The organism is Lysinibacillus sphaericus OT4b.31, from assembly GCF_000392615.1.
Taxonomy (GTDB): domain Bacteria; phylum Bacillota; class Bacilli; order Bacillales_A; family Planococcaceae; genus Lysinibacillus; species Lysinibacillus sphaericus_B.
This window is the reverse complement of the sequence record NZ_KB933398.1, coordinates 2,894,782-2,918,818: the sequence shown is the minus strand read 5'-3', so window position 1 is coordinate 2,918,818 and position 24,037 is coordinate 2,894,782. Positions and strand designations below refer to the sequence as shown.

General features: G+C 37.0%; 17 protein-coding genes, 2 pseudogenes and 1 riboswitch. Of the genes and pseudogenes, 11 read left to right on the top strand and 8 right to left on the bottom strand.

The features are described from left to right. Positions 1-174: 174 nt before the first annotated feature. On the top strand, positions 175-297 hold the full coding sequence (locus H131_RS25890) for a hypothetical protein (protein ID WP_268891036.1): 123 nt from the start codon (positions 175-177) through the stop codon (positions 295-297). A 235-nt stretch (positions 298-532) separates the two neighbouring features. On the opposite strand, the gene H131_RS13380 is transcribed toward H131_RS25890, so the two are convergent. Further along, a complete protein-coding gene (locus H131_RS13380) occupies positions 533-1,117 on the bottom strand; it encodes a LysE family transporter (protein WP_010859699.1) in 585 nt (194 codons plus the stop codon). A gap of 113 nt (positions 1,118-1,230) precedes the next feature. Here H131_RS13380 and H131_RS13375 point away from each other — a divergent pair, with 113 nt between their 5' ends. Further along, positions 1,231-1,785 carry a helix-turn-helix domain-containing protein gene (locus H131_RS13375; RefSeq protein ID WP_010859698.1) on the top strand — a complete coding sequence of 185 codons (555 nt, stop codon included), beginning with the start codon at positions 1,231-1,233 and terminating at the stop codon, positions 1,783-1,785. Positions 1,786-1,920: 135 nt separating this feature from the next. Here the strand turns inward: H131_RS13375 and H131_RS13370 are convergent, their stop codons facing one another. Further along, positions 1,921-3,084 (bottom strand): aminotransferase-like domain-containing protein, encoded by a 1,164-nt coding sequence (locus H131_RS13370; RefSeq protein ID WP_010859697.1) that lies wholly within the window; start codon positions 3,082-3,084, stop codon positions 1,921-1,923. Between the two features lie 132 nt (positions 3,085-3,216). Here H131_RS13370 and H131_RS13365 point away from each other — a divergent pair, with 132 nt between their 5' ends. Together H131_RS13365 and H131_RS13360 are read left to right on the top strand one after the other, a co-directional pair. Continuing rightward, a complete protein-coding gene (locus H131_RS13365) occupies positions 3,217-4,620 on the top strand; it encodes an aminotransferase-like domain-containing protein (RefSeq protein ID WP_010859696.1) in 1,404 nt (467 codons plus the stop codon). A 197-nt stretch (positions 4,621-4,817) separates the two neighbouring features. Beyond that, positions 4,818-6,332, top strand: a complete 1,515-nt coding sequence (locus H131_RS13360; protein ID WP_010859695.1) for a class I adenylate-forming enzyme family protein — start codon at positions 4,818-4,820, stop codon at positions 6,330-6,332. A 320-nt stretch (positions 6,333-6,652) separates the two neighbouring features. Here H131_RS13360 and H131_RS13355 read toward each other — a convergent pair whose 3' ends face one another. Next, on the bottom strand, positions 6,653-7,588 hold the full coding sequence (locus H131_RS13355) for a bile acid:sodium symporter family protein (protein WP_010859694.1): 936 nt from the start codon (positions 7,586-7,588) through the stop codon (positions 6,653-6,655). 887 nt (positions 7,589-8,475) lie between these two features. Between H131_RS13355 and H131_RS13350 the strand changes: the two genes are divergently transcribed. The 5 genes and pseudogenes from H131_RS13350 to H131_RS25440 all read left to right on the top strand — a co-directional run. After that, a complete protein-coding gene (locus tag H131_RS13350) occupies positions 8,476-9,468 on the top strand; it encodes a DNA polymerase IV (RefSeq protein WP_010859693.1) in 993 nt (330 codons plus the stop codon). A 333-nt stretch (positions 9,469-9,801) separates the two neighbouring features. Continuing rightward, a riboswitch (cobalamin riboswitch) is annotated at positions 9,802-9,995 on the top strand. Between the two features lie 191 nt (positions 9,996-10,186). Further along, positions 10,187-11,308, top strand: a complete 1,122-nt coding sequence (gene mmgD / locus H131_RS13345) for a citrate synthase (RefSeq protein WP_010859692.1) — start codon at positions 10,187-10,189, stop codon at positions 11,306-11,308. Between the two features lie 97 nt (positions 11,309-11,405). Then, positions 11,406-12,845, top strand: coding sequence for a 2-methylcitrate dehydratase (prpD, locus tag H131_RS13340; protein ID WP_010859691.1), 1,440 nt, complete (start codon positions 11,406-11,408; stop codon positions 12,843-12,845). Between the two features lie 18 nt (positions 12,846-12,863). Further along, a complete protein-coding gene (gene prpB / locus H131_RS13335; RefSeq protein ID WP_010859690.1) occupies positions 12,864-13,772 on the top strand; it encodes a methylisocitrate lyase in 909 nt (302 codons plus the stop codon). Positions 13,773-13,914: 142 nt separating this feature from the next. Further along, positions 13,915-14,124: pseudogene (locus tag H131_RS25440) on the top strand (group II intron reverse transcriptase/maturase); the annotation flags it as partial. 227 nt (positions 14,125-14,351) lie between these two features. Here H131_RS25440 and H131_RS24525 read toward each other — a convergent pair. The 4 genes and pseudogenes from H131_RS24525 to H131_RS13320 all read right to left on the bottom strand — a co-directional run. After that, positions 14,352-14,652 (bottom strand): annotated as a pseudogene (locus H131_RS24525) (transposase); the annotation flags it as partial. A 437-nt stretch (positions 14,653-15,089) separates the two neighbouring features. After that, positions 15,090-15,941 (bottom strand): SDR family oxidoreductase, encoded by an 852-nt coding sequence (locus tag H131_RS13330; protein WP_010859689.1) that lies wholly within the window; start codon positions 15,939-15,941, stop codon positions 15,090-15,092. Next, positions 15,938-16,966, bottom strand: coding sequence for a polysaccharide biosynthesis protein (locus tag H131_RS13325; protein WP_010859688.1), 1,029 nt, complete (start codon positions 16,964-16,966; stop codon positions 15,938-15,940). Before H131_RS13325 ends, H131_RS13330 begins: the two co-directional genes overlap by 4 nt. 22 nt (positions 16,967-16,988) lie before the next feature. Further along, positions 16,989-17,588: a glycosyltransferase family 2 protein gene (locus tag H131_RS13320; protein ID WP_010859687.1), complete on the bottom strand. Its 600-nt coding sequence runs from the start codon at positions 17,586-17,588 to the stop codon at positions 16,989-16,991. 341 nt (positions 17,589-17,929) lie between these two features. On the opposite strand from H131_RS13320, the gene H131_RS13315 reads away from it, so the two are divergent. Next, positions 17,930-19,027 carry a glycosyltransferase family 4 protein gene (locus tag H131_RS13315; protein WP_010859686.1) on the top strand — a complete coding sequence of 366 codons (1,098 nt, stop codon included), beginning with the start codon at positions 17,930-17,932 and terminating at the stop codon, positions 19,025-19,027. 117 nt (positions 19,028-19,144) lie between these two features. Further along, positions 19,145-19,585, top strand: coding sequence for a GNAT family N-acetyltransferase (locus H131_RS13310; protein ID WP_010859685.1), 441 nt, complete (start codon positions 19,145-19,147; stop codon positions 19,583-19,585). Between the two features lie 852 nt (positions 19,586-20,437). Here H131_RS13310 and H131_RS13300 read toward each other — a convergent pair. Continuing rightward, positions 20,438-23,953, bottom strand: coding sequence for a S8 family peptidase (locus H131_RS13300; RefSeq protein WP_010859683.1), 3,516 nt, complete (start codon positions 23,951-23,953; stop codon positions 20,438-20,440). Positions 23,954-24,037 lie beyond the last annotated feature (84 nt).

Genomic DNA, 24,037 nt, shown 5'->3' with positions numbered 1-24,037 from the left:
TTGTTCAATGAAAGCGTTTTGAATTTGAACAGTTTGTGAAGGGCTTCACATACCTATTTCTTTTTGAGGAAATCGGCGTAGAATAGGAATTAAGCAAGATAAGACAGTTTGATTGAAGCATCATATTTTTAGATGATTTATATGAAAAAAACAATTTTGAAGGGAGATTTTACAATGTGGGTTATTACAGTCTTTGAGAAAAAGGAAGTTCGTATTTTTGAATATACAGATAAAGTTGAAGCAACGAAAGCATTAGCTAAATTTAAGAAAAACGCCGTTTTAACGTATACAAAATAACTCATCATTGGATGTTTCGATTGGGAATGTCCTATGACAATAAGGTAAACAGAATATGCTAAACAACTATATTCTGCTAGATTTCCGAGGTAAGCAGCAAACCCCTCCAGAGCTTGAGCATCTGTAGAAGTTTCCTGTTCACGCCCCCGTCGGAAAACTGGCAGATTTTTTTTAATCGAAAACTATCGTGCTGCGATAGTATTGCCACAATATCCCCTTGTTTTTCTTCTTCCTTCTAGTTCATCAGTATCGAAAAGGCACTGTACACTAGTAAGATGGCCATAACGATATTAAATTGTCGTCTATATTGCAATAGCAGTTTTTGAAATGCGGAACCAAATAGACCCCAGCTATATGTACTCATCATACCGACCATTCCTAAAAATAATGAAAAAAGAAAATAGCTTAAGTAAGAAGAATAATAGGGAAGGATGAAGGTTGCTACTACAGTAATACCAAATAAAATGCCCTTCGGATTAACAAACTGTAGCAGCATAGCCATTAGCAGTAAATTGTTAGTAATTTCAGTGTTTTCGTTGCCGCTGTCTTTGCTAGCAAGGATTTTATAAGCTAGGTATAGCATATAACATACCCCAAAAATTGTTAAAGGATGTTCAATAATAGGCATAACATTTGTTAAGGCAATATTAAAAAGACTACATAGTAGTGTAATGACGAAAAATCCTATGCCTACACCTAGACAAAATGGCAAGGTTTTCTTTAATCCATGTTTATTTGCATACGCCATTGCCATGATATTGTTGGGACCTGGAGTAAAACTCGTGATAAAAACAAATAATAAAAATGAAAATAAAGGCATATTTGACCCTCCTTTTACTTCGTATGCTATAATGTCCGAAAAGAACGGTATAGCGTCGGTCTTTTTATTATACATAAAGACCGTTATATTGTACAAATTATAGGAGTGAGTTTATGGAAGAAATTCATCTTATTCTTGCAAGAAATTTAAAAGCGATTAGAGAGCAAGAGAAATTAAGTTTGGAAAAAGTTTCTCAATTAAGTGGAGTAAGTAAAACGATGATAGGACAAATTGAACGAGGAGAGTCAAGCCCAACTCTTACAACGATATGGAAAATAGCGAATGGACTAAAGATCTCTTTTACGGCCCTAATAAATAATCCACAGCCTGATACGAAAGTTATTCTAAGGGATGATGTTCAAGTATTATCTGAAGACAATGGAAGATATAAAGTTTATCCTTATTTTCCTTTCCAAGAAGATAGTCGCTTTGAAATTTACACTATCGAAATTGAAAAGAACGGAAAATTAAGTGCAGATGCCCATAGAGAAGGTACTGAGGAATTCATCACAGTTTTTGATGGTGAGGTAACTATTCGTGTCAATGAAAGCGCATATAAATTAAAAAGTGGGGACTCCATTAGATTTAAAGCCGATCGACCCCACACATATTGTAATCCTGGGGAAACATTGACCCGATTAAGCATGACCATTTATTATCCAAGCTAACTGTCATGTACTGTTATTAACGGTGATTTAGGATGAAAAGAATTCATTTAAGCAAGCATTTTTTTCTATTAAAAATTAATATCATGGAAAAAAACCGTATAAGCGTTGTCAGCGCTCATACGGTTGATTACTTGTTTATAAAATACTACCTAATCGTTTAATACCTTCGCGGATGACTTCCGGTGTTGCATTCGTATAATTAAGACGCATTGTATTAACATTTGTTTTAGAAGTGTAGAATGGGTCGCCAGGAACGAAGGCAACCTTTTGTTCCATCGCTTTTTGGAATACGTCTAAAGATGAAGCACCATTATTCATTGTAGCCCAGATGAACATCCCGCCATCTGGTCGTGTGTAATCAACGTGTGCAGGGAAGAACTCCTGAATGGCCTCTAGCATAGCATCTGATTGGTTTTTATATAATGAAATAATTTTTTTTACGTGTTCAGTATAGTCATTATTTGCTAAATAATCATAAATGACATATTGTGAGAAAATATTTGTGTGTAGGTCAGTTGCTTGCTTTGCTGTTTCAATATGTTGCATCAACTCTTTATTCTTCGTAATGATGAAGCCTAGGCGCATACCCGGTGTGACCGTTTTAGAGAAAGAACCTAATAAAATACTATTATCTAATTTACCAGCACCAATGTAAGGAAGTGGTTCGCCTTGGAATCGTAATTCTCCATACGGATCATCCTCGATTAAAGCTACGTCATATTTTGATACAATCTCGCAAATTTGCTCACGTTTTTCTTTTGAATATGTCAGTCCCGTTGGATTTTGGAAGTTGGGTACAGTATAGACGAATTTTACGTTTGGTTGTTGTAAGGCAGTCTCTAATTCTTCTAAGTTAAGACCATCATTTTCAAGAGTTACACCATAGAAAGTTGGCTCACTTAATGTGAATGCTTGAATAGCGCCTAAGTAGCCAGGTTCCTCGATGACAATGCCATCACCTTTGTTAATGAGTACTTTCCCAATGAGTTCAAGTGCTTGCTGTGAACCAGTTGTAATGAATACATCATCTGCGTTGATATCTAAGTCGTGCAGACGTTGGTATTTGGCAGCGATATATTCGCGAAGTGGTGCATAGCCTTGAGTAGATGAATATTGGAACAGTTTACTACCATTTTCGCTAATTGCATGGTCAACAGATGCCCTTAAAGCATCGATTGGGAATGAGATTGGGTTTGGAAGTCCGCCCGCAAAGGAAATGACATCCACTGCATCGGTTACTTTCAAAATGTTTCGGATGAATGATGATGGTGTTTTTAAAATTCTTTCTGAATATTGCATAATTTATCGTTCCTTTTTTCTGATTTTTTAAAAATTATATCATTGTAATCATTTGCATACAATATTATGATTGTATGCAAGACAATTATAATATTGTATGCAAATGCACGAAGAGAAAGAAGGAGCTTGAATATGCCAGTTAATTCATTTGAGGAATATCCAATGAGCTGGAAGCCAGATATAAGCAATATTTCAGCGCCGTTATATATAGCAATAGCCGAGCAGCTTGAACAAGATATTAAAGATGGGCAATTATCACCAGGGACGAAACTACCGCCACAACGAGAGTTAGCCGATTTTTTAGATGTGAACTTAAGCACGATTACTCGAGCGTTTAAACTTTGTGGGCAGAAGGGGCTTATATATGCTTCTATTGGGAGTGGAACGTTCGTTTCATCAGATGCAGCAACGAATAAAATTTTATTACCGACAAGTAATTCATCGCACATTATTGAGATGGGCTCCGTGTTGCCAGAAAATCATGCGAATGAGGAAATTACGCGTTACATGAAAAAAATGCTGAATGATCCTAATTTCAGCAAGTTATTTCAATACGGACGACCAGAGGGTAATGCCTGGCAAACCGAGGCAGCAACGAAACTACTAGAAAAGGTCGGCTATCAAATCGATCAACCTGTATTACTTGCAGCGGGAGGTCAAAATGCCATCGTTGGTACATTAGCTGCATTATTTCAGCCAGGGGACCGAATCGGCACAGATCCAATTACATATGCGGGTATAAAAACAGCGGCCAATATGCTCGGCATCCAACTTGTAGCGATTCAACAAAGAAATGGAGAAATGACCAGAGAAGGACTATTGTATGCTTGCAAAAATGAGCATATAAAGGGTCTTTATGTCATTCCAGATTTTCATAATCCAACAACTCATACGATGACTATGGCAACAAGAAAAATGATCGCGGAAGTAGCGAAGCAAACAGGTTTAATCGTCATTGAGGATGCCATCTATAGTTTTTTAAAAGAACAACCACTTGCACCGATTGCTACTTATGCACCTGATAAGATAATTTATATTGCCAGTATATCAAAGACCATTTCTCCTGGGCTAAGGCTATCCTTTATTGTCACACCTACAGCCCTTAGGAAGAAAATTATGGAGACGCTTTATAATATCAATATTTCCGTATCTCCTGTTATGGTGGAACTTACAGCACGGCTGATTCAAGATGGCGTTGCACAAACGATATTAGAGAAACATCGTTTGTATGCACAGCAACAAAATGCGCTTGTTAATCAGTATTTACATGGTTACACAGTTTTAGGGGATGGGGAATGTATATTTAGATGGCTTTTGCTACCCAAAAAATTTACTGGTGTACAGTTTGAGTTGCTCGCATCGAAGGCAGGGGTACAAGTTTATGCGGCGGAACGCTTTGCTGTAGGAAATGCAAAACCGGTAAATGCAGTTCGCTTAGCGATAACAGCGCCAGAAAATAGCGCGCAGCTAGAACAAGCCTTAACAATATTAAAGGATTTACTCGACAGTGATGGAGACTATGCGTTTGTTGATTGAAACGCGCCTAGCTAAGTTCGTGAAATATGTATTACACCAAAATGGACATGACCATTATAAAACGAAGTATGGTATACGCTCTTATACCTTTTGGTCAACACAGTGAACGTTCGGTAATTCTACTTAATATTTATTGTTTTCTGCTTTGTGTGTTAATTTTAATTTATTAATAGTTTTTGTGAGGAGGGGTAAATGTGATGAAAGATAAAACGGTTATAACAAGTCGTTCAAATTTTGTTACGGATATTTTGAAAAGTCATGGAGTGCAGACGCCGCAAGCAACGGCACTTGTTTTTGAAGGTCATGAAACTAGCTATGAGACATTGTATACAAATGTCCAAAAAATCGCAGGGTACTTACAGCAAAAAGGTTTTGAAAAAGGTGATGTCATCGGTTTAATGTTATTAAATTCAGATCTTTTTATGACAGTATATTATGGCGTGCAATTGGCTGGCTTTACGGTTCTACCGATCAATACAAAACTAGCACCTGCTGAGTTAGCGTATATTTTTAATCATTCAGAAATTAAAGGTTTGTTCTATGATGAAAGATTAAATGAAACAGGTAAGCAAATCGATTATGATTTTGCATTGAAATTGAATCGTCAACAACTTCGAGAAATTATTGATGGACCAAATACATTTACTCCTATAGAACTTAATCCACAAGATACTGCTGTCATCTTATATACATCAGGAACGACAGGCAATCCTAAGGGAGTAATGTTATCACATGCCAATATTGTAAACGCAGCAGAAATTTGGCATGATGCCCTTCAATATCGACCTACAGATCGCGTGTATATCTCTATTCCTTTATTCCATTGTGCGGGTTTACATGTCATTGGTGTTGGGACAATGTGTGGTGGGGCAGCGCTTGTTATTGACGAAACTTTCTCGCCAGAACGAACATTACAGAGCATCACTAAAGAACGAGTGACAATCTTCACAGGTGTACCAACAATGTATGCCATCCTGTTAGGAAAAAAGGATATGACAAATTATCAGTTTGAGCATGTGAGAAAATTTGCGTATGGCTCGGCACCGATGCCACAGGAAATTATTAAACAATTAAAAGAATCATTTCCTAACGTTGAAATTCAAAACCTATATGGACAGACAGAAAGTACCCCGGGAGGCACTTCATTAACGGATGATGCAGCATTAGAACGAGTAGGATCTGTTGGTAGAGCATTGGCAAGGACGCAGATAAAAATAGTAGATAATGATGGACAAGAATTACCTTCAGAACAGGTAGGGGAAATTTGTATTAAAGGGCCACAAATTATGAAAGGTTATTTGAAGAACGAAGAAGAAACAAAAAAAGTAATTATAGATGGCTGGCTATATACGGGAGATTTAGGACGTTTAGATGACGATGGGTATTTGTATATTGTCGATCGAAAAAAAGATATGATTATTCGTGGTGGTGAAAACATTTATCCAATCGAGGTGGAAAATGTACTGTATCAAATACCACAAGTGCTAGATGCAGCAGTTATTGGTATACCGCATGAAGTATATGGGGAGGTCCCGAAAGCGATTATTGCACTTGTAGATGAAGGGGCAATCACAGAACAAGATGTTATCGATTTTGCGAAAACTAAATTGGCTAAATATAAGATACCTCATATGGTAGAATTCGTAAAAGACTTACCTCGAAACCCATCTGGCAAAGTATTAAAGCACGTATTACGAGAACAACAAATATAATTTTGTTAATATGCTTGTTTTTTTATAAAATTCCATCTAAGTATTTGTGGCTAACATTACGTTGGACGCAAATACTTTTTCTTTTTGTCAATGAAAGAGTGAAGCTGATAATTGACAAGCATGTAGTGAGATTTGTTGTCGTTTTACAAAAAAAGCACTCAGACGAATCGAGATGAGAGGATTCCCCGTCAACTCGCTAAAACAATCGTCTGAGCACACATAGTTTATTAGTTTTTCGGTGAGTAATACTCTTTCCCCGTAAAGCCAAAGTTTCTAGAGTTTCTAAATATTTACATGCTGCGTGCGGAGTCTTAATTAATTCACGTATTCTTATCTTTCATACGACTAAAAACGGTTGCTAATATAGGACCTGATATATTGTGCCATACACTGAAAATTGCGCTTGGTACTGCTGCTAATGGAGAGAAATGTGCAACGGCTAAAGACGCACCTAGGCCCGAATTTTGCATTCCTACTTCAATGGCAATAGCTTTCTTTTTCGCTAAGTTCATACCGAACATTTTTCCAAATAAATACCCGATTAAGTATCCTAAACTATTGTGTAAAACAACAACAGCGAAGATAGTCAAACCAGTTTCAGCAATCTTTTGTTGATTGCCTGCAACAACAGCAGCCACAATAGCAACGATAGCTACTACAGAAACAAGCGGCATCACCTTCACACTTGCTTTGGCTTGCTTGTTAAAGAGCTTCTGTACAATGAAGCCTAATGCAATCGGAATTATAATTACTTTGACAATCGACATAAAGAGTGCGCTAGGTGCGACATCAATGTACTCACTTGCAAATAAATAAATAAGCCCAGGTGTCACAATCGGGGCTAATAAAGTTGTGATGGATGTAATTGTCACAGATAATGCTACATCACCTTTGGAGAGGAATGTCATAACATTTGATGATGTACCCCCTGGGCAACAACCTACCAAAATAACACCGATTGCAATTTCTGGTGGAAGGTTAAATATTTTTACCAATAAAAAGGCTAAACTTGGCATAATCAGAAATTGACCAACTATACCAACCGCCACATCTTTTGGTCTGGTTAATACTTCTTTAAAGTCTGCGACCGTTATTGTTAATCCCATACCAAACATAACAATACCTAGTAATATCGTGATATACGCTGCAATCCAAGAAAAACCGCTTGGAACAAAAAAGGCAAATGCTGCAAAAAGAAGCACCCAAATAGCAAATGTTTTGCTACCAAACTCACTAAAACGTTCTAAAGCTTTCATCCTACACCTCTATGTAATATTTTACTAACATAGTAAATTATATATTGAACACAGAATTTAATCAATAATCAGAATAATGAAAATGCATCTTGATTTACAATAAACTCCTATGTGTATGAAAGCTTATAATAAGATGGAGAACAATAAAGTAAGGTTTGCTTCAATTCAAAAGCAACAACCCCAATTGAAAGATTGTGTCTATCAATGGGGGCTTTTCAGTTGAGGTTTGCTGTTCGTATAAACACAGCAATGGACTATATAAATAGACGAGTTAGATCTTTAACAATCCGTTATAATTCAAGTTTAAATAATTTGTGCATGAAATTGGACTGAAGGATACAAAGTATGGTTTGCTGAACAGCATTCTTTTGGCGCGTCTCTCTATAAATAAAAGTTGCCTTTATTCGATGAAAAAACACTAACCTTTACTTTGAAAAGCCTCGGATTATTGTGTGTTCAAAAATCCGAGACTTTTATTGTCTAAAAATAGTAGCTTTGCAGTCTTGGGAACTTAAATTCTCACTAAATGTAGTCATAATAAATTTAATGAAGTTTGGATATTGATTGGGATTAGCACTCCTAGCCAATATCCTTCTTTTAATTACTCAAGGAGTATTTATGGATGTAGTCATTTTAATAGAAAATCTTGAAATTCATTTGGACATCAATCATTAAATACACACTAATTACTCAAGATTAGTATAATGAAACTAAATAAAAGTATATTTACTGACACGAATACTGTTATGCAATATTTGTGTGAGCATTTCTAACAAAATTTTCAACATGGCAAGTGGTGGGGAATGATACGAAATAATTAATACGAGTGATTTCGCCATTCAAACTTCAAAAAAAAAACTGTAGCTGAGTTAATGGGGTGATGACAAATGAACAAAGGAAGAATCATTTTACATATTGACCTTAATTGCTTCTATGCTTCTGTCGAACAAATTTACGATCCTACACTAAAGGGAAAACCAGTCGCAATCGCAGGGAATCCAAAGGAACGTAGAGGGATCATTATAACATGTAGCTACGAAGCAAGAGCAAGAGGCGTTTATACAACCATGAATGTCGGAGAGGCGCGCCGAAAGTGCCCAGAGTTAATTGTGCTGCCTCCTAATTTTGAACGATATAGAGCTGCGTCGAAGTCTTTTTTTAATTTGTTAAAAGAGTATAGCGAAATCCTGCAACCAGTTTCAATCGATGAAGGATATTTGCAACTCCCTGTAATCGAGGGTCAAAATGTATTGCAACACGTACAAAAAATGCAAGATAGAATCTGGAACGAACTTCAACTGCCATGTTCAATCGGCATTGCTCCGAATAAATTTTTGGCGAAAATGGCAAGTGATATGAAAAAGCCGATGGGTATTACAATACTGCGTAAGCGTGACGTGCCAACAGTTTTGTGGCCGATGAATGTAATTGAAATGCATGGCATTGGTAAAAGTACGGCAGAGAAATTAAAGAAGTTAGGTATTCAAAAAATAGAGGAACTAGCTGTTGCTGATGAATATACATTAAAGCAAAACTTTGGCATTAATGGTCTGCGCATGAAGCAAAAAGCGAATGGCGAAGATGATAGACCTGTCGATCCACAAGCAATATACGATACAAAAAGTGTAGGTAATTCAACAACGTTGTCTCATGATACGACAGACAGAGATGAATTATATAAAATAATTTCAACACTTTCTGAAAAGGTAGCAGAAAGATTAAAGGCAAAGAAACTTGCCGGTGTCACTGTGAGTGTTATGATTCGTACAGCTGATTGGGAGACGTATACTCGAAGCAAATCTATAAATAATGCGATCTTTTCGAAAGATGATATAGTGGATGCGCTTGCTAAGTATTTCGAAAAGCTGTACTCACAGTAAAATGAAAAGATTTCAAAGTAATTTAACTAACATTAGGTCCTGTTATATTCCAAGAAATACCTTGACGTAGGATAGAGAAAAAACATATATAAAAGTTGATTAGTTAACGACTAATATATTTATAGCGAATGTATGTACGTACATTCATTGAGTATTAAGTTAATTAAATCATTTTCAATCGAGGGAATAATAATCTTTTTTGTGAGAAATAATGCTAAAAAATGTAGAATAGTCTTTTGAATAAGAAGAATAGTTTTTAGTTATTTGTTTTTTCTGAATTTTGTCTATATTGCTTGTTTTTGAGCCTCTATGTTAAGGTTGAAAGACAAATTGAATATGCTAAATTTTGGTGGTTCAAATGAATATATTTCATTTGATTAAAAGGGAAGTTGGTGAGAGTCCAACACTGTCCCGCAACTGTATTTGGGAGTTAGATAACAATACCACTGTTTTGATTGTCAAAATGGGAAGGTGTTATTGTAACGTTGATCATAAGTCAGGAGACCTGCCACTAAAGAAAGCATCAATGTACCTACGAGGATAGGGGGTGTTAGCTACTGTATGATGGTTGTGAATTCGTTTAAATTCACTGTTTTTTGCTCTGTCATGTTTTTGTAGATTAACAACTTCTAAAAGGGGTAGAAGTTGTTTTTTTGTTGTTCTTTTGTCGATGAATGTGAACGCTTACAAGAATGATAAAACAAAGGGGTTGGAATGTATGGAGTTAAACTATTCACCAGGTCTCGATGGCATTATTGCCGCTGAGACGAAATTATCTTTTTTAGATACTGTACAAAGTCAAATTGTCATAAGGGGCTATGATTTGATTGAATTATCACAGAGATATTCGTATTTAGACATTGTGTACTTATTGTTGCATGGAGAAATACCGACTACTGAGCAACGGGGTGAGTTACAGGACATTTTGAAATCAAGTTATCAAGTTCCACAAGAGATTTTTCAAATTTTCAAGTTATTACCTAATGGGACACATGCTATGGATGGGCTTAGAACAGGTATTTCTATATTAGCAGGCTACGATCAGCAAATCCATGATCGGTCTACTGAAATGAATTTGAAGCGAGCATTTAGGCTTTTAGGCGGTATGCCAAATATCGTAGCGAATAGCTATCGTGTGTTGAATGGTCAAGAGGTCGTAGAGACAGATAGTCAGCTTTCTTATAGTGCCAATTTTTATTACATGATTACTGGAAGAAAACCAACTGCGTTAGAAGAAGAAATCTTTGATCAATCGCTCGTTTTATATAGTGAACATGAGATGCCCAATTCAACGTTTACGGCCCGTGTCATTGCCTCTACACAATCTGATTTGTACGGTGCTTTAACTGGAGCTGTAGCATCATTGAAAGGAAATTTGCATGGCGGAGCGAACGAGGCAGTGATGTATATGCTTCTTGAAGCCAAGACAGTGGAAGGCTTTGAAACATTGCTGAAAAATAAACTGCAGAACAAAGAAAAGATTATGGGCTTTGGCCATCGTGTGTATATGAAAAAAATGGACCCAAGAGCGCAAATTATGAAAGAGGCTTTACACAAATTATGTATAGAGCAAGGAGATGATCTATTATATCGCATGTGTGAAGTCGGTGAAAAAATGATGGTGCAGGAAAAAGGATTGTATCCAAATTTAGATTATTACGCAGCTCCCGTATATTACATGCTTGGATTGCCTATTGAAATGTATACGCCAATTTTCTTTAGCTCACGTACTGTCGGCTTATGTGCTCATGTGATTGAACAGCATGAGAATAATAGGTTGTTTAGACCTCGTGTCACTTATATTGGCGAGCGTCATAACCTTGAAGAACTAACAGTGTAATCAACGTTTAACAACTCGCCTTAAAGCTGATGGACATTCTGACCAATGTCCATTGGCATACTAGTATATCAAATACATGCGTTGAAAGGAAGATAAGATGATTAAAACGAATGAAATATCTACGACAGATCAATTATTAACAGATATCGCGGATTATGTATTAAATACTAACATTACAAGTGAAGAAGCATATGAAACTGCACGCTATGTTTTACTAGATACTTTGGGTTGCGGCATTTTGGCCTTACAGTACCCAGAATGTACGAAACTCCTTGGACCTGTTGTTCAAGGTACAGTAGTTCCAAATGGTTCACGTGTCCCAGGAACTTCTTATGTCCTTGATCCAGTGAAAGGGGCTTTCAATATTGGATGCATGATTCGTTGGTTAGATTACAATGATACATGGCTGGCGGCTGAATGGGGACATCCTTCTGATAATTTAGGTGGTATTTTGGCCGTTGCAGATTATTTGAGTCGCGTACGTATTGCAGAAGGTAAAGAGCCTTTTAAAATGAAAGACGTTTTAGAAATGATGATACAAGCCCATGAAATACAAGGCGTTTTAGCTCTAGAAAATAGCCTGAATCGTGTTGGGTTAGATCACGTATTATATGTCAAAATTGCTACAACAGCTGTTGTGACAAAGGTATTAGGGGGATCTCGTCAAGAAATAATTAATGCATTGTCAAATGCTTGGATTGATAATTCAAGCCTAAGAACATATCGACATACACCTAATACAGGATCAAGAAAATCTTGGGCTGCTGGAGATGCAACAAGTAGGGCAGTACAATTAGCCATGATGGCCGTGAAGGGGGAAATGGGGTATGCAACTGCATTATCTGCACCTGGCTGGGGATTCCAAGATGTGCTCTTTAACAAACAAGAATTAAAGCTTGCAAGACCGCTTGCCTCTTATGTCATGGAAAATGTTCTTTTTAAAGTTTCTTTCCCAGCTGAATTTCATGCGCAAACTGCTGCGGAATGTGCCGTACATTTACATCATGAAGTGACAAATCGCTTAGATGATATTGAAAAAATTCAGCTTACGACACATGAATCAGCCATTCGTATCATCGATAAAGAGGGACCGCTAAATAATCCAGCTGATCGTGATCACTGTATTCAATACATTACAGCAATTGGGCTAATCTTTGGTGATATTACGGCAGACCATTATGAAGATAACGTGGCTGCTGATCCACGCATAGATGAACTGAGAAAAAAAATGGTTATTGTTGAAAATTCACAATATACAGTCGACTATTTAGACCCAGAGAAACGTTCTATTGCCAATGCTGTTCAGGTTTACTACAAAGATGGTACATCGTCAGAATTAGTAGAGTGTGAATATCCTTTAGGACATCGTTTCCGACGTGAGGAAGCATTCCCTCAAATCATCGATAAATTCCGGCAAAATATAAGTACTCACTATTCACAAAAACAATCTAATAAAATAAATAAGGTATGTGCCGATAAAGAACTAGTCGAAAATAGTTATGTACATGAATTTGTTGATTTATTTGTTCAACAATAGATGGGAGGTTTTTTGTAGATGGCGTGGATTGTGAATGAATCTGTTTCACAAAAACAATTGGCAGAACAATTTCGAGCTTTAATTACTCGTTCAAATATTTTACAAATACCAGGAGCTCATGATGCAATGGCCGGCTTAATGGCTAAAAAAGTAGGCTTTAAGGCATTGTATCTATCTGGAGCTGCGTATACAGCGAGTCGTGGCTTACCTGATTTAGGCATGATTTATTCGAATGAAGTAGCAGATTGTGCTAGAGACATTATCCGAGCTACGAATTTACCAATGCTAGTGGATATCGATACTGGTTTTGGTGGTGTATTAAATGTTGCTCGCACTGCTCGTGAAATGGTAGAGGCAGGAGTGGCAGCCGTACAGTTAGAAGATCAAAATTTACCCAAAAAATGTGGGCATTTGAATGGAAAAACACTCGTTTCTCAAGATGACATGATACAAAAAATAAAAATGATTAAACAAATAGCGCCTACCATGGTAATTATTGCGCGTACCGATGCAAGATCTGTAGAAGGTTTAGAACAGGCTCTCATCCGCGCAAAAGCCTATGTAGAAGCTGGAGCTGATGCTATTTTCCCAGAAGCCCTACAAAATGAAAAAGAATTTAAACAATTTGGACAAGAAGTAGATGCTCCATTATTAGCAAACATGACCGAATTTGGTCAAACACCTTATTATACAGCCAAGGAGTTTAAAAAAATGGGCTATTCCATGGTTATTTACCCCGTTACATCAATGAGAGTAGCAGCAAAAGCATATGAACGAGTATTTGAATTAATAAAAAATACGGGAACCCAAAAAGAAGCTATTGAGGATATGCAATCCAGAAGTGAATTATATGAAACGATTTCCTATAATGACTTTGAAGATTTAGATAAAAATATTGCTAAAACAGTTTTAACAATGAATCAATAATGTCTATTGTAAGTCTAAGTATTACAAATTGCTTTGGTATTCGGAATGTGATTATTCCGAATACCTTTTTAAATGTGCGCCCGGCATGCGTATGAACTATAGGGTGCAAGTCCCGAACCCCGAAGACAGAAGTAGAGGTTAGCCAAGAGCAAGGGTGTCCGTGGCGACGCGGAATCTCATTCGTTTAAAAGTTCCATACGGAAAAGCGTACGAATGGGGTAATACCCGAAAAGGATACTGGCGCATCTCAAAAAGCCCCATATTACACAGAACCCTCGGCAATTCCTATTGGAATGGCCAAGGGCTGAAAAGTCTGCAAGTTCGTTACGAAACTTTGCGTTATTCATCTTAATTGAACCGCCGTATACGGAACCGTACGTACGGTGGTGTGAGAGGTCGGGAGTTAATCACTCCCTCCTACTCGATTTTATCAGGAATATTCGTACCAAGAATTGCTGAATCAAGACCGAGTGGACAATGAAAAATTGAACGTGTATTTGTTGCCATGAATTTGAAAAAGCGACATCGAAAAGTAAAAAAACGGCAAAAATAATTGTTCGTAGCGTGTTACTCTCGCCATTTTGCCTCATATGCACGTGTTTCCTTACGCAAGATTTTCTTGTCAAATTTACGCCTGTTCTTGTTCGCACTCGCTTTCACATGTGTCGAATCCATAAAGACATGGTCAGCGCTTAATAATCTCATAATTTTTACTGAAGGTTAAGAAATTTGGCACTTCGGTATGAAAGCCAAATCCTAAAACCAACGATACGCCATGTTAGATTGGATTTCTTTCATCGTCTGACGCTTAGAACAAATACCAAATACATAATGAATAAACGTCATTTTTAACTAGAACAATAGGATCAATACTTGGTCGCTCAACTTGACCTACACTAGTGGATTGGAGTGCAGGCGGCGACTTTAGCAAAGAATAGCATGAGCTGAAGGCCCCGCAGAAGCGTAGCGACGAGGAGACTGAAGCGATGTCCGCAAAAAGCGTCCGCCGTAGCGGAAATCAACGGGGTATATGGATATCACAGCATTAAGTAAGGAAAGACATGCCCCTAGTATTGCCCAGGAAATACTGGCTCAGATTGAAGACCGCTTTGGCAAGGAGTCATTAAACGTGGTATGCCGGCAAAGTAAAGATTTTTCAGATAATCATTAGGAAAAAGTCGAACCCAAAATAGGATTCGACTTTTCTGGATGTTAAGGAAACTGGAGGTTTTTATGCTCTAGCTGTTAGAAGGGTAAAAGACAACATTCTTTGTGGTACAAGGAGCTGTTGGATGTATTGAGCACTAAATGTGTGTCTCATTTAAAATAGTGAGGATATAAGTCTTTATGCGTCAAAATCCAGTCCTTCATGTCAATAATCATTTCTTCGTAGCTAGGAACCTTATATGAAAAATCATTTCGAGTATTGATTAAAGTTTTATCTAGCTTAACTAAAGGAGAGGGGTGAATCGTCATTTGATTACCTTTAAAGTGTTTATTGAATAATTGTAGTAAATCAAACTTAGTTATACTTACAGCATTCACGAGATGGTAGAGGCCGGTTGTTCCTTCCATTGCTGCTCGTTCCATTGCCTTTGCTAAGGATAAGGTGGTGACACCCGTCCAAATAGCACCAGTATAACCGTTAATAGGGCCTTTTTGTTTCATAAACCAATTAAAGAGTCCAATACCATTTTCATTCATATCAGGACCAATGATGGAGTTTCGAAACGTTAAATGCTCAACGCTGTCAATTTCCCCTAATCCCTTTGTGCGATCATAAAAGGTTTCACCGTCAGGCAAACTGTTTTCATTATAAGGTGCTGCTTTACCTGAAAACACACAATCCGTACTCATATGAAATAGCTTTGTATTGGTATTCTTCAGTAGAGCAACAATGGCATGTGGTAAATAGCTATTTAGAAAAACAGCTTTTGTACGGTTGTCATTACATGCTTCATTTAAAACGCCTAGGCAATTGATGATCACATCATAGTCATCTAGCAAAAGCTGCTGTAAAAAAGCATAATCCGTAATATCACCAGTTATGTTTTTTCCATAGGGAAAGACTGATCTTGAATAAGTTGTGACATCATGCCCCTGCATAGTTAAAAATAAGGAGATTGTATGGCCAGCCATCCCCGTTGCGCCAAGAACTAAAAATTTCAAGGTTTTCCTCCCGTCCAATTATGTAGTTCTTCTTGAATGAGCGAGAGCTTTAATAACTTTTCCTTGATTTCTTGTATGGAAAGTATTTTCGTATTATTCGAATTATATTCATCTGTTAAAGTAATTTTAGGAGAGCCCTCATCAAGGTATTTGCCATAATTTAAATCCCGGTTGTCTGCTGGGATTCTATAAAAATTACCCATGTCAATCGCTTTAGCTGCTTCCTCCTTTGTTAAGAGCACCTCATATTTTTTTTCTCCATGACGTGTGCCAATAATTTGAATTTTATTGGGAGCTTGAAAAATTTCCAGAAGTGCTTGTGCTAAATCTTCAATGTACGCTGACGGTGATTTTTGCACCATGATGTCCCCGTTATCGGCATGTAAGAAGGCGTATAATACTAATTCAACTGCTTCATCTAAGCTCATCATAAAACGCGTCATTTTTGGATCAGTAATAGTTAGTGCTTTACCAGTCTTTATTTGTTCGATGAAGAGGGGAATGACGGAGCCGCGTGAAGCCATAACGTTACCATATCGCGTTCCGCAAATTAAAGTTTTAGCGGAATGAACCATCCTTGACTTGGCAATGAATGTTTTCTCCATCATTGCTTTAGAAATGCCCATTGCATTAACAGGGTAGGCGGCTTTATCGGTGGAAAGACATATTATTTTTTTAACGCCTGCCTGCATAGCTGCAGTCAATACATTATCTGTGCCTAGAATATTCGTTTTGACAGCTTCAAGTGGGAAAAACTCACAGGAGGGAACTTGTTTTAGAGCTGCAGCATGGAATACAAAGTCTACATCATACATTGCATTGTGGATGCTTTGAATGTCGCGAACATCACCGATATAAAATTTGATTTTATTATTTTGATATAAAATACGCATATCCTCTTGCTTTTTCTCATCTCTTGAGAAAATTCGAATTTCCTTTATATCAGTATGCAAAAACCTTTGTAATACGGCATTACCAAATGAACCAGTACCGCCAGTTATCAACAATATTTTATCCTTAAACATCGTATTGTATGTTTGCACCTCCTTATTTCAATCCTCTTAAATGTAAATCGTATTCTGAATTTTCTCTTGGAAAGTTGTACCAGTAGGCCACTATTTCTGTATATTTACATGTAGGTTTTTTATTCATTAATGCGCAATTAAAGTCCCAATCCCCAGCAATATCTTTTCTTTTCGTAAACTTTGCATCACCTATTAAACTTCTGCGAATGATTTTAAATTGTCCAGGCAATGAATAACGATTTTCTTCGTTTTTAATAAATGTATAGCCAGCTTTCGTTAACATGTTGTAGTAATAGATGTCAAATTGACCATCTACTTGTGCCAAAACGTCTTTAATGGCCGGCAAATAGTGATCATCACTATCAATGATAGCTACATAATCGCCCGTTGCTTCTGCGATACATCGATTATAGGACTCACTAGCACCGATATTGATTTGGTTGACTAATATTTTTAATGAAGGACATGTTTGTTGATAGGCTTGTAAAATAGCTAATGTCTTGTCGGTTGATCCATCATCACAAACGATAATTTCATAGGCATATTCTTTAGGAATACTATCGAGCAATGTTAAAATCCATTCTTCACTATTGTAAGCAGGTGTTAAAAAACTAATATTCATGAGCACCCTCAATTCTTTGTTCATTTCATTAGTCTTATGTGAATCTATTATTAAAGATAAAGGGAACGAAGAGATACGTTAATGATCTACACAAAGACTCTCTTTTTTACCATATGCATATATTGATTTGTTCTGTAGGCTATTGTTCATTTTGGAATTAGAGTTTTGACACGATAGTTTAAATAGTAAACGAAGCCATTTTTAGCTTATAAAACTACAGCTAATAAGAAAATTAAAATGACAACAAGGAGGTTGTTTCTGCCCCAATAAACGATAATTTTTCACCTTATTTGCGGAGACTACATATGCTATATTTAGAGTTTTTTTATAAGGGGGGTACTATGTCAAAAAAAATAGCTTTTATTTGCAGTGTGGAATCGTATAAGCTCTCTGACGCACATATGTTCAAAGACCTTTGCCTTGTTCCTATTTTATTAGGAGAATATTTAGGATATGATGTAACTATTTTAACTACTGAAATGAATGAAAAACTACTCAAACAAACATTTCCTTCAGTTACTTTTCAACATATTCCTTTTCAAGATGATTATGAAGCGAATATGAATTCTTACTTAATCGAACAAGCACAAGATATTGATATCGCATTTGCAATTGGACCATATCCATCTTATTTGTCAATACTGAAGACGTATAAGAAATTCAATCCGAACGGTAAAATCTATATGAAGTTGGATGTCAATCGATTTTGGTTAAATCGATTAAAGACCTATCCTTATTTTGTAGAGTTGCTCCAACTTTGCGATGTTGTTTCCTCTGAATGTGAAGCCATTCAAAAGTCTCTTCATCAATTTGTGAATTTAGATATTAAACATATACCAAATGGCTTTTATGAACTATTCCATACAGAGCCTGTTTCGTTTAACGAGAAAACAAATAGAATACTAACAGTAGGCCGTTTAGATGCGCCTGAAAAACAAATAATATTGGCTGTAAAAGCGTTTTTAGCCGCTGAGCTCTCAGATTGGGAATTCCGTTTAGTTGGCCCCATGTCAGACGAATTTAAGAAAGAGTTACAGGATATTCTTGAAGGAAATCCGTTTGGCTCTCAAGTAATGCTAGTAGGACCCATTTACGATAAATTTCAATTAGAGGTAGAGTATAGGCAAGCCAAAATCTTTTGCCTTACCTCGTTAGTAGAGTGTTATGCACACGTATTTGCTGAAGCAGCTAAGAATGGCTGTTATATCGTTACGACCGATGTTGACGGTGCTGCTGATATTACCCATCATCAACGTTTTGGGACGATTCATCCGACACATGATTGGCAAAGTGTAGGGCGCACATTGCAGCAAGTAACAAAGCAGGAAGCATTACTGGCTGCTACATGCGAGCACCTCCAAGCATTTGCAAGAGCGGAATTAAACTGGAAGCATATTGTGCAAAAAGTTGCCGAATACTTAGATGAAAAGCCATGCTGAAGTGGATATTTGCTTGAAATGGATGGAAATTCTTTTCTTTATACCATTATTTCCTTTATAATGAAAACTAGATTCATAATTTAAGACATTCATGGGTAGACACAAGGGGAGAATGGAATGGAAATACTTCAAGCAACAATGAATGAACTCGAAGAGCTAACAGTGCTTTTTGATGAATATCGCCAGTTCTATGGGATTGAATCCGATGTAAGCAGTGCGAAGGCTTTTTTACAACTACGACTGGCTTTAAAAGAATCAGTTATTTTTATAGCTGTGGAAAATGGCACAACAATTGGCTTTGCACAATTATATCCGACATTTTCTTCTATTGCTTTACAGCGTGCGTATATTTTAAATGATATCTATGTAACGGAAGATGCTAGGGGCCTAGGGGTGGGCAAGGCATTGATGGAAAAGGTATTTCAATATTGTGAGCAGCAGTATGCTCGCTATGTGACGCTGCAAACCGCAACAGATAATGTAAATGCACGTAAGCTATATGAAAAACTTGAAATGGTACAGGATCAATATAGTAACTATGTTAAATACTTCAGTTAGAAAAAAGTATCTCGTCCATCACGGATGAAGATGCTTTTTTTGTGCCGAGCATAGATGCAATCTATAGGGGAGTCCCGAACCGAGAAGATTGTGTAGAAGTTAGCCAAGTACAAGGTTACTCGTGATGACGTGTAATCAGAAGGAAGCAGGGCAGCAAATCGCTTCGGTAGAAAGGACTTTGTATTGTTGCGCACTTTCATCCACGCATACTGTGCCCTCTATGAAGTCCGTGTTCCTAAAGACCCGCCCTATCAAGTAAATGAAGCAGAATTCAAAAAAACTTCCATTTTAATTTTTTCAATAGCGTTGGTGGCAGTCATTGCAATCAGTTTTATGTCTCTTTGATGACGTAAATATCGGCTTCTTCAACATGATGCGCCCAAAAAGGACGTTCAATGATTTTCTGATGTCAGCATTTCTAATGGATGTCGTTCATTATTACTATTGTTCGTCCTCCTATCCATCACCTCAATCATTTATAGACGACCATTAGTTGAAAGGAGCGCAGGCGGCGACTTCTGCGGGAATAGCATGAGCGAAAAGGCCCCGCAGAAGCGTAGCGACGAGGAGACAGAAGCCGTGCCCGTAAAAAGCGTCCGCCCTAGCGGAAATCAACAGGTTCCTATAGAAACTTCTATGTTTAAAAGAAAAAAATGTAGACAAACTCAAAAAATTGAGTTTGTCTACAATCTGAGAAAATCCCCTAGATTTTCTATCATCTAGGGGACATTCCTTCACTTATTAATTGTTTTCTTGAAAAGATAAATCTAAAAAAGTGGCTTTACTACACTACCTTCAACCGAAATTTCTGTCCTTCTACTAAGTCCATTTTTCAGTCAAGGGATTTAGATGTTATTTTATTTCAAGTGTATATGGCTGTGTGCTAGCTTTGCCGTCTACTTCACTTACTTCAATATAGTATGTTCCTTTGTCGAGTTCGACTGTACCTACTTCAGCATCTTCAGCTCCGTAAAGATCTAAGGTTTCTACTGTTTTTCCTTTTGCATCAATAATACGGATGACGCCATCTAGTGCTTTTTCAGTTTGTAGAGAGAAGAACACATCGCGTTTGCTGTCATTGGTAAATTCAAAATAGTCCTTATCTCCAAATGGAACACCTGCATTAAGATATTGAGTTGCTACCCATTTATCGTCTTTTTTTGTCAGCTGAGATGGTTTTGTTGGTACACCATTAACTAACTCAGAATCTGCATCTTCATCTACTCTATTATGATCAAACATCGTTAAAGTATATGGTTGCAGTGATACTTGTCCAAGATTCGCGCCATTCACAACAATAAAATAACCGCGATCTTTTTTCGCTTTAAATGAAGTATTTACATCTGTTGTGCCAGAAATACCGAGTAGTATTTCAATTAAGTTTTCACCTTGCCCAAATGGAATTTCTGTTTCCATTTCTTTTGGATCGATTTCCATATTACCATTTGTATCTTCAATAATGGAGCCTGAAAATTTTAATTCTTTTTGAAGCTCTTTAGGTAATTGATTTAGCTGTTCATTCGTAAATGGTACGGAAGAAACAAGAAGACTCATGACCTCATCTTTGCCTTGTTGTTTATAGTAGTAGAAATCAGTATCATCTTTATAAATGAGATGGTCTTTAAAAGTACTACCAGGTTGAATCATTTGAGCTTTTATTGGTGTATTATTTTCTGTATTATTATCTGTTGGAATATCTGCCATTTTACTTGTTTTAAGTGTGTATGGTTCAGAAGAACGGCCACCATAATTGGCTACACTTACAACATAGGTTTTATCTTTTTTCAAGGCAATTGTCTTGGCCTCGTTTTCATCAGTTGTTGTGCCTAGAAGTAGACTGATTAATCCCAAATCATTTGTTAATGAAGAAACTGGTAATAATTCATTTGTTTCCTCATCATATTCAAAAATCGTTCCAGCTGGTGCTTGGTTCATGCCTTTATTAATATGGAAACCATAAACGGCATCTTCTTTTGCTTTAAATAAAAAGTAATCTTCATCATTTTCTGTTTGGAAGTATGCTTTTTGATCTTTTCCAATATCAAAACGAATCGCTTTCTCCATAATTACATCCACATCTTCCAGACTTCCCATACCAGTTGGACTCATGAACATACTCATTAAATCATTTATTTGATTATTTTTTTTAGCTTTATTTGGAGTTACAGGTAAAACATCATCATTTTGTACGTTGTCTTCTAGTATTTCGTCATTTAATGGAAGTCCGTCTTCATCTTCAGGAAGGGTAACGACTTCTCCTTTTAATGTGTAAGGAATCATTGATTCACTTATGCTCTCTTGAACTTCAATGCCTCCGCTAAAGAACATGTCAAGTGAAAAATCGCTACCGCTGTCATTAGATACGCTAAGTACATACTCTTCATCGGGAATAGCATCAACAATAAGGCTTACTCCGTCTCCTTTATCCATGCCGTAGGATGTTTGAATTGGATAAGCCTCATCCGATTCTTCTTCATTAAGTTCTTCTGTCGGTATATTAGCGAAGTCTTCTTTTAAATAAAGTTCCATCGATGCTGTAACACCTGGAATACCCGATACATCAAATTTCAGCGTTGTTGGTTCTTTTACTGTAAATGTAAAATAATCTTGGTCACTTTGTTGATCTTTAGATAGTAGGGTATAGTTTTTCCCTGCTGTACTGAATGGGAATTGTTTAATTTTCTCTACATTGTTCTTATCTAATGAATCAATTGGTAATTCCTTAGTTGTTTGAGCTGTTAAGATGTAGTTAGATTCGCCCTTTAAACTATAGCTACCATTATGATCTTTTACACCAACAAGGAGGGTTCCTTCTTGATCTGCTTTAAATAGGTATCCTTCTTGTTTTCCTACGCGGACATCATTCACATTGATAGGTTCTACTTCACCTTTATGACCTTTAGGGTAGAAGTACAAATCAACTGCATAATCGAATTTATTTGCACCTTTTAATGTTAGTTGCGCATATTCATTTGAATCTAAATCAACCTTGTACCATTTTTTTTCATCCGGTTGCTTGAATTCACCTTTTTCTGTATTCAAAACATTCTTTTTAAGGTCTTTTGCGTTTTTCATTCGCTCATCTTTTGTTTCTGAATACTGTTTAGGTAGATTTTTTAAATCAAACTGTAAGGCTTTTATAGGGTCGACAAGACCATGTCCATACGTAAGATCATAGCCTTTCTCGCCTAAATCCTTTGCGGTCATTTCAAGAATAGCTTCAATTTCATGAGGTTTTAGATTTGGATATTTTGATTTTAGTAGGGATGCCACACCTGCAACGACAGGAGATGCCATAGATGTTCCGCTAAATTTTACAAAGGAAGATCCTTTTTTCTCATCATGAACAGTACTGTAGACATCTTCACCTGGAGCTACCACGTCAACCGATGGACCGTAGTTTGAATAGCTTGATAGTTTGTTTCTTTCATTCGTAGAACCTACGCTAATAACGCCTTCGAAAGAAGCAGGGAAGGAGTAATTATCTGTCGATTCATTTCCCGCAGCTGCTACGACGGTAATGCCATTATCAATCGCTTTCTGAACGGCTTCTTTCATTAATGGAGATTCTCCATAGCCGCCAAGGCTCATGTTAATAACATCAGCGCCTTGCTCAATGGCATGAAGGATTCCTTGTGCAATGACGAAATCATTGGCACCATCTTTGCCGTTGAATACATCAATTGGAAGAATCTTGGCTTTTGGATTAACCCCATGTCCTCCTACAGCATTATCTTTTGCCGCTCCAATAATACCTGCTACATGTGTTCCATGGTCACCAGGATAAGTGGAATTGGCAGGTGCTGCTGCATTATATGGTGGAAGCACTTGAGATTTTAGCTCAGGATGTTTAAAATCCACACCAGAATCGATAACTGCTACTTTTACCTCATGATCACCTGCTAATTCTAAGGCCTTATCAATTTGAAGCAGGTTTAGATGATACATATCCTTTTTCTTTGGATCTTCTCCTGTGTCAAAGGCATGATACACGTAGCTTGGAGATACACTTTTAACCCCTACTTGCTTGGCATAATATGAAACTGCTTTTTCTAGCGTTACTCCTTTGTTAAGTTGGATAACATCGTAACCTAATGAAGGGATAGAGCGGATTACTTTAGAGCCAATTTTTTTATGAGCGTTCTTAGCAAGTCCTGAATGCTTGACGATAATTGTATCCTTACTAATCCATTCTTTTTCATTGTTGAATTGCTTTAGAATTTGTTCCTGATTGCTAGCGACAGTATTTTTCACAGACTCTGGGTTCTTCGCTATGTTTTGTGGCGCTTCTGCAAAGGCAGAAGCAGCAGGAACCATTAGTGCAGCAGATGCACCTACAGCCATTGATTTCTTAATCCAGTTCTTCACTTGTTTTCTCTCCTTTTAATGTAAGTCACAACTATACTATTACGAACGAACGATAAAAAAGTTTCATAATATAAGGATATAAGT